At 53.4% G+C, this 13460-nt stretch carries 8 protein-coding genes; 4 read left to right on the forward strand and 4 right to left on the reverse strand.

All coding sequences use genetic code 11. From position 1 onward, the window contains the following. The coding region (locus OFAG_RS09410) for a tetratricopeptide repeat protein (protein WP_020995195.1) at positions 1-326 on the reverse strand (326 nt) is incomplete at its 3' end. A gap of 939 nt (positions 327-1265) precedes the next feature. Continuing rightward, the gene (locus tag OFAG_RS09415; protein ID WP_005876443.1) at positions 1266-2333 is read right to left on the reverse strand and encodes an alpha/beta hydrolase; all 1068 of its coding nucleotides are present in this window, start codon (positions 2331-2333) and stop codon (positions 1266-1268) included. Between the two features lie 982 nt (positions 2334-3315). Between OFAG_RS09415 and OFAG_RS13940 the strand changes: the two genes are divergently transcribed. Beyond that, entirely contained in the window at positions 3316-3468 is a 153-nt protein-coding gene (locus tag OFAG_RS13940; protein WP_155979201.1) for a hypothetical protein, read from the forward strand. A gap of 35 nt (positions 3469-3503) precedes the next feature. Here OFAG_RS13940 and OFAG_RS09430 read toward each other — a convergent pair whose 3' ends face one another. Beyond that, complete coding sequence (locus OFAG_RS09430; protein WP_005876440.1) at positions 3504-8399, reverse strand: autotransporter outer membrane beta-barrel domain-containing protein; 4896 nt, start codon at positions 8397-8399, stop codon at positions 3504-3506. A gap of 1361 nt (positions 8400-9760) precedes the next feature. Here OFAG_RS09430 and OFAG_RS09445 point away from each other — a divergent pair. Further along, entirely contained in the window at positions 9761-10258 is a 498-nt protein-coding gene (locus OFAG_RS09445) for a hypothetical protein (protein WP_005876438.1), read from the forward strand. Positions 10259-10517: 259 nt separating this feature from the next. Here OFAG_RS09445 and OFAG_RS09450 read toward each other — a convergent pair whose 3' ends face one another. Beyond that, positions 10518-11222, reverse strand: a complete 705-nt coding sequence (locus OFAG_RS09450; protein WP_005876437.1) for a phosphoribosylaminoimidazolesuccinocarboxamide synthase — start codon at positions 11220-11222, stop codon at positions 10518-10520. A gap of 532 nt (positions 11223-11754) precedes the next feature. On the opposite strand from OFAG_RS09450, the gene OFAG_RS09460 reads away from it, so the two are divergent. Together OFAG_RS09460 and OFAG_RS14365 are read left to right on the forward strand one after the other, a co-directional pair. Continuing rightward, entirely contained in the window at positions 11755-12336 is a 582-nt protein-coding gene (locus OFAG_RS09460) for a flavin reductase family protein (RefSeq protein WP_005876435.1), read from the forward strand. A gap of 613 nt (positions 12337-12949) precedes the next feature. Beyond that, a complete protein-coding gene (locus OFAG_RS14365; RefSeq protein ID WP_051347027.1) occupies positions 12950-13222 on the forward strand; it encodes a hypothetical protein in 273 nt (90 codons plus the stop codon). Positions 13223-13460 lie beyond the last annotated feature (238 nt).

The raw sequence follows: 13460 nt of genomic DNA on the forward strand, positions 1-13460 counted from the left end.
TTTTGGGTAACACCGTACCCCTCTTCATATGTGAGTCCCAGATTGAACTGGGCCGCAGCAAACCCGGCTTCGGCCGCTTTCCGGTACCATTTGACCGCTTCTGCCAGATTTTTCTCGACACCCCGACCTTTTTTATACATGTAACCGATCCGGTTCATGGTAGCCGGATTGGTGACCGCATCCGGTTTCATGAAACAAGTCATGGCTTCCTTGTATTTTCCGGCGGCATACAAGCGGTTGCCTTCCTTCACATTATCAGCCAGCGACAGGGAAGAACCGATCAGGAGAAAAGAGAAGAAGAGGGCTTTCAGAAGGGATTTCATCATTCAAGCATAAAAACAGGACCAGCCTATTATGGCTAGTCCTGTTTTTCCCGGTCAAGGATAAGCTGTGTTTAGCAAAAAGGAGCCTTGCCTTTCTTCTTCAAATCTTTACGCCCCTTAACCACGTTATTCACCTCCATATCCTGCAACGCGCCCTCCAAATCGACCAACACCATACCGGGATACTGGCCGGATTCTTTGGCGTTTTCAATGGGGAAGGGTACTTTGAAAACGACAAGGTTTCCCGTTCTCTTACCCAAACATAGTTGATATTGCTTATGGTCGTTGTATTGCAGTGGGCCAGAATATACAGGGTATATTGGTCAGGTGATTCGCGTATTTTTTCAGGTATCTTATGAATGCCGTGCCTGATCAGGTTAGGCGTTTTCCCATCCGGGCTATCGTTCCTGTATGTAAGTCTGTTTTCCCGCCATTTGAGTGCTGCATCCTGAAGCTGGGTTACGTTTTTTGTATCGAACGGGATATAAATATAGTACTTTCCTGGCATGAATTTCTCCTGCTTGGATTGTATTGTGGATATTTCCCTTGATGGTGGAGCAATCGTGTCGTTTTGAAAATGCCACCAATAACGTATTTGACACTGGCGCAGAATTCACATGAGCGCCTTTCATTGCCATAATTTTACATAATACAAATTATGCGTAATTATGCTTCCTTTTATTATGCTTCCTTTTAGTCACCGTAATAAATCATCCGTTTTATAAGAAACCGGCCCGGGTATAAGGCCGGCATTTTGCCCGCGTTCAGGCTGCTCTCGAGCGTCCCTTCCGAACAGGCCGGTGACTCCCGTCCCGTCTTGTCCCGGCATCCCGCTGTCGCCGGAAAGAGGACGGGCAACATGAATACGCCTGTTATTCCAGCGTTCATGACCCGGCCTCCGGGATGACTGAACCTTCTGTCTTTTCCCCGATGACAAATTCCTTATTCGAGATATTCCCTGAAGAACGCCTCCAGCTTGTCAAACGGTATGATGTCGGTACGATCGTACAAATCCGTATGGTTTGCGCCGGGGATGATCATCAGCTCCTTGTTGTCCCCTTGCAGCTTTTTGAACGCGTCTTCGCTGAAATAGCGGGAATGGGCCTTTTCACCGTGAATGAGCAGTACCGCGCTGCGGATTTCATCACTGTAGGCGAGGATAGGCATGTTGAGGAAAGAAAGCGGCGAGGTCTTGTTCCATCCCTTGTTGGAATTAAGCGAACGCCGGTGATAGCCGCGCGGCGTCTTGTAATAAGCGTAATAGTCTTTCACGAACTGCGGGGCATCTTCGGGCAGCGGATCCACCACTCCTCCGGCCAGGGCGTAGGCGCCGTTTCTGGCATCAAGGGTACGCTGGGCGTTGAGTTGCCGGCGGAGTTCATAACGCTGGTCTGCATCCATCGCATCGAAATAGCCTCTGGCCGTTACCCGGCTCATGTCATACATGGTGGAGGCGACAGTTGCCTTGATGCGGGTATCCATGGCCGCGGCATTGATGGCCAGCCCTCCCCAGCCGCAGATGCCGATAATGCCGATACGCTCTGCATCCACCTCGTCGCGCAGGGAGAGAAAATCGACGGCGGCACTGAAGTCTTCCGTATTGATGTCGGGAGAAGCCACGTAGCGCGGTTCGCCGCCGCTCTCGCCAGTATAGGAAGGGTCGAAGGCGAGAGTCAGAAAGCCGCGTTCCGCCATGTTCTGCGCGTACAGGCCGGACGCCTGTTCTTTGACCGCGCCGAAGGGGCCGCTGACCGCGATGGCCGGCAATTTGCCGGCCGCGTTCTTCGGCACATAAAGGTCTGCCGCAAGCGTGAGGCCGTAACGGTTTTTGAACGTTACCTTGCTGTGATTCACCTTATCGCTCTTTGGAAAGGTTTTGTCCCATTCACTGGCCAGATTCAGTTTTTCCATATCATTTCCATCCGTTTGAGTGGTTTGCGCATTTGCCGTCATTGCGCCCAGGGCAATGAACAGCCCCATCAGCGCGCTTCTGGTTCGGTTTTTCATCATGTTGTCGCTGCCGTATTATTTGTTGTCAGTGGATTCTTCAAAAGCCGGTGTCATACCGCCATACCCGACTGCTTCCGGCAAGCCTGATGAATGGTCCATTTTTTCAGGCCCGCGTTTTTTCATTGTTTTTCCCTGTCAGTTGAAAAACGTTTGTTCCGGGTATCAGGATAAAAACATGCCGGATCGTTCTGAAGATCCATTTCTTTTTCATTCTTGCCTGATTCTCTCGGGATTAGCCCGCCTGAAACGAACCTGACCGCAAGAATAAACCGTTTTCCGGTTTCTTTCCGTGCCTGTTCAGGCGCGTTTTTCCCGGCGTCCATTTTTTCTCCTTAAACCGTGACGCCGGTTTTGCCGGATGGTTTCAGGCGTTTTTGTGCCGGCAAAATGTTGTGTTGCCTTAAGGCTTCCGCCCCTTCCCTGTAGTGATACGGTTTACATCCACCATTCGGCCGAAGGCGCCGTTTATGTCCGGTAGCCTGAACGGCAAGGCTTTCAGATATGGTACGACCCATTTATCCGATGCTTTCTTCCGGCAATCGGAAGCTTTGTGCCGGGACAGCCTTCTTTCTGCCGGCATCGGCCGGTTTTCGGGAGTTTCCAGAGACAAGTCGGAAACAGGTCAGGTGGAAATCAGACAGAACGTACAGTAGCATGGCTGGGCTGGCACAGAATGCGAAAAAAGCTGCGAAACCGTGAAAGAACCGGGTATTTGCCGTTTGTCCTGGCCGCAAGGCTTGTCCGGAATAATCAGAACGTGCATTCCCGACGTTTTTCATGCGGAGGCCAAGCGGAGTGCGGAATCAATCGACAGGCAAGGAAACACCTTTTGCACCGGTGCCAGGCTGCGGGACAATTTCGTTCTTTTCTGTGCAGGGAGAAAAATGAAAGGTAGCGCCGGGATAGAGACAAGGGTACCCCGACAACAGGAAGCGGTACCGGCTTCTGGCGGGATGAAGTCTTTTCCGCCAGTGACAGGAAAATGCCCGCTATTGAGAGGGATGGCGTGACGGCAGTCAGGTCTTTTGCCGTAACACGCTACCGGAAAGTTGCCGGGAAAATCCTGATCCCCGGATTTTCCCGTTCAGCCTTGCCGGAGGGCAAAAGAAACGGTTTCCTGAGAAGCAACCCGTAAAAAACAGGGTCGTTTTTTACGGGTGTTTCCGATTCTCAATCGAACTGGTAGCCTACTGTCAGCATGGCGCTGCGGGAGCGGGCGTCATCGGATTTCTGGTACCCTGCCCTGATGCCGAAACGGGTACGGTCTTTCATGATATCCAGTCCCAGCGAACTGCTCCAGCCCGTGCTGTCCATAATGGTTGTTGTCGTCGCATCGCTTGCTCCGACGCCCGGTACATGGATACGCGTGGAGGCATCCCTGTCGCCGGTGACCGGTATGAAGGAAACATCCAGTTTCGGTTTGACGGTCCACCCGTTTTCAGCGACGTAATTCCGGCTGAGCGTTACCCCAAACGGTATTTGCCAGATGTTTCTGGTATCGCTTTCAGTGTGAAAGACCGTTCCCTGATGGTTGCGCGTGTTGAAAGCATCGGTTTTCATGCGCAGATAACGGGCGCCGATATGGGGGGTTACATCGAGAACGGCAGTCCTGAACCGGTATTCTCCCCGGACGCTCACTGTCCAGACTTGCGTATCCACGTCGGCTTTCAGTGCACCGCCCAGCGCGGCCGGCAAGGACTGTTTCAGTTCGTTATCCCCCTTCATATAACCGATGTCGGCCATGAAATTGGCATTGTCGCGGTTCCAGTTGCCGTAAGCGCTGAGACCATAAGTGTTGTAATCGTTTTTGGTGGAGTTGAAGTCACCCCGCGATTGGCCGTCGCCTTTGCCGATATTGACCGCCCCGCCCGCCCGGAAACGGTCGTTATCCACTTGCCAGGTGTAATCGGAACCGACAATAAGGCCGCCGAAATCATTTTTGTAATCGGCGCTGAAGCTTCCGGCCCGGATACCGCTGCTGTCGTTGTCGCGGTAAAGCATGCTGGCCCACAAATCGGCGCCTTCCCGGTGCAAGGCGGGCGCTGTCGGCTGGTCGATTGTACTGGTGAGGGACAGATGATCCTGCAAGGCACGGTTGACTGTGTCGGAAGCTTGAATGGTGGAAGCCTGTACTCCCGCCGCGACAGCCAGTTGCGCCGCCCCGTTGAGGATGCGGACGGTATCGTTTTCCGCAAGATATCGTTTATCGACCGCTCTGGAAAGAAAGGCGATGCCGGCATTGGAACTGTCCGTATTGTTACGGCCTTCGTTCCATACCTGATCGAGGATATTGGGCAGCGCGATGCCGGGGAGCACGGTCGCCGCATCCAGCGCCCGTGCATGAACCCTGACGGTTCCTGTTCCGCTCTTGTCCAGTGACAGTTTGACAAGCCGGTCGGGTGTGGAGAGAGCATTGCCTTCCCAGCCTCTGACAGTAGCATTGTCGGAAAAGCCTTGCGTAATGACATGGTCGCCCACGGTAACGTTGCCGAGAAGCAGGGAGGCGTTTTCAGCTACCGTGAGTGTGCCGCCCTGCGAGGTCAGAGCGGCCTGACCGTTCAGGCCGGCGATATCCACCACAAGCAGCGCTCCCTCGCCGAAAGAGACGGTGCCAGGTATAACGGCAGGCGCTGAAGTCAATGAACCGTCCACCACGATAGCTCCCTGTCCGGGATCGAGATGTTGCGGCGAGTGAATGGACAAGGCGGCAGTCACGCCGTCCTGCCCCCAGTGCAGTCCGGAAGCCTTAAAGAGACTGACTGTCCGGTCGGCTGAGGTTTCGCCCAGCACAAGGAGGGAGTTGCGCCCTGCCGCGAGCTGTCCGTTTACGCCCTGATTGTCGAAAATCAGGGCGGCATGCGACGCCGCTTCCAGTTCGTCATTCCCCCGCCATGCCGGGTCGAGAAAAACCGATCCTCCGCCAAGTGACGCCGATGCGACAGAGAGTTTGCCTGCCGCATTTTCATTGCCTACAGCGATATGGGCACCGGTGGAAGCGGCAAGACGATCGGCTCTTAGGGTACCGGTGACCCGTACCGTGCCTCCCGTCGTTTCAAGGGAAGCCGTTTCGGCTGTTCCCGAAATGGCGGTTTCCCCGCCCCGCTGCGCCAGTTGTCCGATTTTCGCCGTTCCGGATACGTTGAACTGTCCGCCGCCGAGTTCCACGGATGAAGCCGCCAGCGTTCCGGCCACGCTGGTTTCTCCGGCCGTCTGTTTCAGAGTGGCCTGCAATGTGGCCGGTGCGGCGATGTTAAGGGTACCGCCATCGTTGGTAATGCCCGGTACGGTCTGGCTTGCTGTATGAGGAGATTCGCCGGTAATGCGGTGTTCACCGGCCCGCACGTTGAGAACACTGTTTTCACCCAGTTGCACGTTCCCTCTGAGTACGCCACCCGACGGCATGGCAACCGTGCCCAGATTAAGCGTGCCTGAGGACATTCGGCCATCGACCATGCCGCCTACGTGAACGTTAACCGGTGTTGCTTTGTCGCTCCCCGCTTCGATCAGGGAGGTGTCGGAACTGCCACCCACAAGGGTCAGATAATGGCCGCCCACGATTGCCACGCCGGAGCCTTCCGTTCCCAGATTCAGGTTGCGTCCGCCAATACTGCCCGGAAGAGCTTCGGCATCGCTGAACTCCGCGTTGTCCACATGGTCCGAACCGACGATGAGGTTCTTGCCTTTTTCAGGTTCCGTATCTGTAGCGGTGGTAATGGTTACGTTCCCCAGCACGACATTGTCGATATGGTTATCTTTCAAATCGCCAATGGAAACCGTGCCGGAAGGGCCGGGTACCGGGTCGGGGTCGGGCTGTGGGATGCCGGGGGACGAATCCGGATCGACGTATGCAGACAGTTCACCCGTAAAAGTGATTTCTTTAGTGCCCTGCTGTTCTCCATCGTATGTAGCGCCCAGTGTGGCGGCGGCAGAGCCGGCATATTGAAGGTTATACTTCGCATCGTTGAAAGTAATCAGTCCGGAAGTAAAAGAAAGATGTTCCGCTACGGATGGTTTGAGCCCCCCCGTTTTCGGGGCAGAACCACTATTCCCCAGTGCGTTGCGAAACAGTTGTTCCGTATTGGTTACCAGCGTACCGCCTGCAATCGTCAGCGTGCCTCCGGCGATGTGTGTTGCCGCCTCCTGTTCGGCAAAGGTAAAGGACGGCAATTCCAGTGAGCCGGTACGGACGGTCACCGCGTTTTTGATATTCCAGTCCGATGCAAGCCGGGTTGTACCTCCTTCAATCTCGAGAGTTCCCAAAAAACCATTCATGTCTGCGTTGAAGAGCAAGGTGCCGTCACCACTCTTTTTCACGACCGGTGTGGCATCTGCGAAAGAAAGCGAATCGTCGAAAGTGACGGTACCCGTTCCGGTCACATCGAGGCGGGAACCTGATGCCATATGTATGGCGTTCTTTCCCGTACTGTCTGTGTTACCCCGGAAAAGGATCTCATCACCTGTTCCCGGGTTCAAGGTCACGTTGTAGAGATTGTAAATAGCCCCGCCGTGTCCGGCTGCCCTGTTACCTGTAAAAGAAGCGCTGCCATCGAAACGGATGTGTCCTGTGCTGACGATCGTTCCCTGGCTGGCAGAAGCGTCATTGTACAGTGCGCCTCCATCTCCTCCGGCTGTATTGTTCGCAAAAACGGTTCCGTTTCCGAACGTCAGGACATTGGTATTGTAGATCGCTCCGCCATCTGTGCTTGCTGCGTTTTCCGAAAATTCAGCCTCGCTCCCGAAGGACAGTTTCCCTTCGTTCAGGGCAACTCCCCCGACGTTGGCAGTGTTTTTCGAAAACCTGGCTTTGGCAGCGAAAATTGTCGTGCCGGTGGTGCTGGCATTAAAGAGGGCTCCTCCTGCGCCTTTTGCGCTGTTTTCTTCGAAGGAAACCGCTCCGTTCAAAGTCAAGTCACTTTCATTGAAGATGGCACCACCGGAATTGGCATCTGTGTTCTTTTGAAAGGAAGTCGTTCCATTCAGCGATAAATCGCCTGCATTGTAGATTGCGCCTCCGGAAGCATTCGCCCTGTTTTCTTCGAAAGAAGCCGTTCCATTCACGGTCAAATAGCCATCGTTCGTAATCGCGCCGCCGTAGGTGGCCGTATTCTTCTGAAAGGAAACCGTGCCCAGCGTCGCTTTGGCAGCCAACTGCGGACTCCAGTTGGCTAGCGAAAGCGCACCGCCTGTATGGTTCGATGTGTTGCCTGAAAAGACCGCTCCGTCATCAATAACCAGTTCACCGGATTGCACTTCAATGGCTCCGCCGTTCCCTCCAAAATCGAAAATCGCTTTGTTGTTCGTGAAACGGGCATTTTTGCCGATGTGCACGTATTTCACCTTACGCCGGCCTGCCAAATAGTCGGGATCGTCAGCATAACCCTCGTAATCGTCGATAACGTCCAGTGCACCACCCCGCCGTGCTTCATTACCTTCGAAAACAACGTTGTCCCCGATAGTGGTAAAGGATTCGGTATACAGTCCACCACCTGCACCGCTTTTGTTGTTTCTGAAAGTGACATTATTCCCTATGTTGACGATGCCATGAACGGTGCGCACAGCTCCGCCCGCGGAGTCAGGAACGGATTCGTTGTTCTGGAAAATGACGCTATCGCCGATATTCAGCACAGCTTCACTCTTCCAGTCGCCCATATCGAAATAGACGGCCGGTGCGAATGGAACCTGTTGTCCGTATTTGTCATTCTTGTCAGATTTCAGGCCATCGAAAGTGATGTTTTCAATGGAAACGCTCCCTGAAAACATATCGGCGAACCAGAAGGCCGGATGCGTGCCGCCAAGCGTATGTCCACCGCCATCGATACGCAGTGTCCGGTTTACTGCAGTCGTTCCCTGAAGTCGGGATTCCAGGACAATGTCGTTTCCGAAAACGATTTCGCTTGTTCCGGAATCCATAATGGCCTGCCGTAACGCTCCAAAATCGCTGACTGTTTCGGCCCCGGCAGTACCGGCGCTTCCCGCCACAATCAGTCCGGCCTCGACAAGCGCCCTGAAGAGTCTGGTTACCCGGAATTTTTTCAGGAAGATGCGGCAGCTGTTCATCAGGTTCATGATATTTCCTCATGGCAAGTTCACGATTGCCTTCTCTGTTCAAGGCACGGTACGCACTGTTTGAGAAGCGGACATAAAAAAACTGTGCGCTGGCACAGGTTTTCCGGGTACATCGAATGGCTTGCACGATGCGCCTTTCCTCTCCTGAAAAAACCATTTTCCAGACGAGCCGGTAAAGCAGCGCTGGCGCTCCCCGACCGGATCATCACCGTACAATCCGGCAATATGTTACGCTCCCCAAAAAGTTTCTGCAAGGAAATATTTGATGAGGTCTTTTTCGGTTTTCCAGAGGGCACAAGCGTTGAAAACTGACATTTGTCTTTATTGAAACAGGAACATCTGAATCCACTGTTGAATACGGGTGCCCCCCGGGGATTCAAGTCTCTGCCGGCTTTGGGTCATTTTTTTAAAAAACCGGATCGGGATCGAAGACCTGGCGATTTTTTACCGATAATGACCATTATGCGGCTTACTCTACCCTGAAAGAAGCGCCCCGGCTTGAGCTGCGAACCCACCTGAGCCGCGACTTCATCCCTTCATTCCGGCTGTCGGCCGGTCTGTTCCATGCCCGGCAGGGCAAAACCGGAACAGACGGGATTCGCGCCAGCGACGGGGACGATATCCGGCAGGCCGGATTCGGCGGCCAATGAATGTTCACCCGGAAAAACGGGGTCCGTTTTCCCAGACGGACACGCTTTCCAACTCTTTAGGCAAACCGGATAAGCGGACGTTTATGGTCCCTTATCGTCATGTGTTCTGTTGAAGAACGGAATGTTTGAAAAACGCCCCGGTATTTCTTTTACCCTGCTTCAGGCCGTGTTTATCTTATCCGGCACCGTCTTTTTGTTTACGGGAAAAAGCGGTTGCCGCTCAGTTTGACGTTCTTTCCGTTTTTCCGGGATCGGCAATAAACGGAAAACCGTTTCAGACGACGGGTCATGAACTGCATGGAAGAAAACGACAAAACAGCGTCCCAATGAGGGTCAAAAAAGATCGTCCTGTTTTTCCGTGGCTGAAAAATTCTTGTCCAAACGCATTGCCGGTCTATTCCGGCAAAACCGTTTATTGCGATTTCTGTCTTTATTCTTCCGGACGCAAAACCGGCGCTCATTCAGTCCGGTTTTCCCGGCAAAAGCATCGCTGGCCTGTTCGTGTGATTTGCCCCCGGTTTCCCCTTCAGACAGAAAGGCTGTCTTTCCTGAGGCTTTGACACCTTGCGTTCCTGTCATTTTTCAAAAAACTGCCCCAGGTCATGCCAAATTTTTTTTTTGCCTTTTATAGTAATAATTATTGAACGATATTGTAAAAAAAACTGAAGTGTTGTGTGTTTTAAACCAATTTTTTTATAAGGAGTAATTAAATTGGAAACCTTGCTTGTTTTTTTGACTCTTTCCGTTTTTATCATTGGCGGCATCGTTATCGTTCAGTTGTATGTGCTGCGGAAAAAACGCAAGGAAATGGATGCCACAAGAGCCCGGCTGGAAGAAATGCTGGTGCGCGATTGCGGACACGCCATTTCAAGATATCGCATGCAGTTTTTCAGGCTTCCGAAAAACGAGGTCGGTTATCTCACCCGTGTAAGCCTTTCCCATGAGACGAATATGCCGGAATTCTATCTGGCGTTTGGAGACAGCGACGCGGAGGTACTGGGATATGCCAGATTCACGCGCAAGGAAAGCAAGGGCCACAAGCATTCGTATATGCTAACGGAAGTTCTTCCGGCCAGCGCGCCGGTTCCCTGCCCTGTCCTGTCGCTGCACAATGAACTCTACACGCTTGATGAAGCGGTCAGTACGCGTGAAACGATTGACGCGAAGCTGGACAGGCTGATCGGGATCCGGGTTGCGGAAGCGGGATAAAACCGGAAGCCGGTTTTCGTTTTCCAGTGCGGTACCGGATTCCGGCAAGGCGATCGGCGCACGGTTTGCGCCCCAGCCGAAAGACGCGGTCAGTCTGGCGTATAAAGACACTTTTTGAAGGGCCGATGGCGTGCGCCGGCATGAAACGTTCATGCTGTCGTATCGCCGGCTGTTTTTTCAGGCCGTAACCTATCTGGCAACGCTTCAGGAAACGTCGCCAGACAGTTCACAACATGCCGTTATGGCCCGGAAGGCTTTTTCAGGCGCGGAAGCAATCCGAGAGTGCGGAACCCGCAATCTTGTTGGCGCCGCTCATGTCGTAGGCGCGGCAACCGTTGGCGCTGACTTCATCAATCAGCATGAGTTTGCCGGTTTCGGCGTCTTTGCCCCATTCGATCTTGATGTCCCAGAGATCCAGTCCCTTTTGCCTGAACAGCGCATGAATGAGCGTCATGGCCCTGGCGTTCAGCGCGATCAGTTCGTCCAGCGTTTCCCGGGACATCATGCCCAGCGCCACGATGGAATCCGGCACGATCAGCGGGTCGCCGCCGGCGTCGTCCTTGATGGTGATTTCATAGACAGGGGAAGAAAACACCATGCCGTCTTTCGCGCCCGGTACGGTTTTGTAACGGCGGATGAAGCTGCCCGTGCCTCTCCAGCGGCAGACCCATTCCAGACCCGGCCGGAAGGTAACGGCCTTGCGGACGACCATAGAGAGCTTGTCGAGATCATAGGAAACCATATGGGTCGGAATGCCGTTTTCAGCCAGATAATTGAAAATGGTCGTCGTCATGGACAGGCAGGCGAATCCCTGACCGCTTGCCAGTGCGTCGGATACGTTGTTTCCGCCCGGATCGACTTCGCCCTGATCGTTCAAGGTAACCCGGTCGGTAAATTTCAGTTCCAGGGTGTGATCCCCGTGGCTATATACGTCTTTTGTCTTTCCGCGCTGCAAGAGTGCCATTTTTGTGTTTCCTTTTCAATGAATCGTTTTATGGTGCGGCATGAATTCTGCCAATGCCGCATTTTAAGCCCAATCCCCTGTCCGGAAAACGGTTTTTTGCCATCAGACGAATTTTAAGGCAGGGACAGCCGTTTTCCCGACCCGCTTTCAGGTGAACGCCACCGCCGGAAACGGCGGCAATCCGCTGTTTTCCACGCGAATGCCGCTACCGGGCACGATGAAATCAACGGTATTCTTTCTTTGGCATATCTTTTTTCGCGGAAACTGCCGGAGGTCATGATGGAAAAGACGGAAAGCGGGAGACTTGTCTTTTGAAGGATACGGCCTGTTCTGCTGGCCTGTTCCTTGCCCGGTTCATCCGATATACGCAAGAAAATGCGGCTGTGTCAGGCGACGATGCTATCATGCAGTTTGCAGCTTACTGGATGCGTGCGATCCGGAAAAAAGAAAATACCGCCCTGGCAGGTAACCCGCCTTGCCGTTGCCTGTCGGATTCCGCTTGTCCTTAAACGACTTTTGAAAGGAAAGAGAAATGAGTGACTTTCGTCCTGTCCCGCTTGAATACGCCACCCGGCTGACCAATCATGGCCCGACCATCATGGTGACCAGCCGCAGCAAGGACGGCAAGCAGCGCAATGTGATGACGGCCGCATGGTCAACACTGGTCGAATTCGACCCGCCGCGTCTGGTGGTCGTGATCAACAAGGGGGCCTATACCCGCTCCCTTCTTGAAGAAAGCGGCGTATTTGCCGTATGCGTTCCAAGCGTTTCGTTTATTGATCAGGTCTATGCGGCCGGCAGCGTTTCCGGCCGGGAAATGGATAAATTCCTGCGCTTTAATATCGAGACGGTGCAAAGTCCTGAACTGGATATTCCCGTGATCGAAAAAGGGTGCGTGGCCTGGCTCGAATGCCGGCTGCTGCCGGAACCGGGGCCGCAGGAAAGATACGATACCTGTTTCGGCGAGGTGGTTTCCGCCGCTGCCGACGCGCGGATATTCAGGGATGGCTTGTGGAATTTCACGAAAGAAAACAGGGCATTGCATACCATCCATCATCTGGGCGGCGGCAATTTCGTCGTGAGCGGCGAAATGATTCATGCGCGTGAAATCTAGATCAGGCCCTTCCTTTTGAAACAGCGACGGTAGAGGAGGCTGCCGCCGTGATGAATGCGCTTGCGTTTTTTCGTTGCCCTTTTGCCGGAAACCGGCTGCCTCGCCGCCTGAAACCCCTTTTCGGAAATGCCGGGATTCCGGCCGGCCTCATCGGGCGGTGTCGCCCGGGAAAACGACAGCCTGAAAGAATCTGGCGTTCCGGGCTATCCCGCTCCGCTTTCGCTGGCGAAACGGATGTTCTCCTCAGTGAAGGCCAATTCGTGCCCCGGATTCGACAGGAGCGCCTGTCGGCCGATGTGAATGATTTTTTCTACACGTTTGAAACGGATAAAGCCTTTGTTTTTAGCTGATTGACGGGATGTTTCCTTATCTGGAGTTACCTTGATCTGTGCGAGGCGAATAAAATCGGGAAACCTGTCTTTATCTGTGAAGTTCCCTCAGTTTATTGTCACAGCGACTGGACGGAGGAAGAGCAGACAAAAGCAGGCGCATTTACCACCTCTTCCGGATCCATGATTTTTCTGTATTACCAAAAAGGGCCTTCAAACCGCCTTGTGGTCAATACGGATATCTTTGACTTTACACCGTAAAAGACGCCCCTGCCTTTGAAAATTTGCATTTATTCGCGAAGGAATTTGCCCCGCCGGATAGGGAAGCCCTAAAGCATGTCCTCTTCGATCGTATCTTTAATGACTGGAAAGACGTGCTTTCCCCGAAAATCGCACGGTCGACACTGGTCGTGTCCGGCGAACACCGCAACCGGGTGGAAAGCCAGCGCCGGAGAGCTGAAACCGTACATGATGGCCGGGCATTGTTGACAGCGAAAATGAGCGCGGGGATCATTTCCTGCCCCTTGAAGAACTCCGGAAATTGGCAGAGCAACTGAAGACCTTCCCTGGCGGCGGCTCGTTTTCATGCAGTATGGCAGTCGCCCCAAAGGAGGTGGCAAAAGGAGAATGAATGCTCTGGATAAGGCATCAGGCAATAATTCACTATAATGGATACAAGACTTGATCCAAACTATTGAAAACCCGGTTCACCTGCATAGCCTGCTGTACGGGTGTGCAAAACGACGCGGGGATAAAGCTCACCTCATCCGTTCCGTACCGCCAATTCATGGTTTC

The organism is Oxalobacter paraformigenes, assembly GCF_000158475.2.
GTDB lineage: Bacteria > Pseudomonadota > Gammaproteobacteria > Burkholderiales > Burkholderiaceae_D > Oxalobacter > Oxalobacter paraformigenes.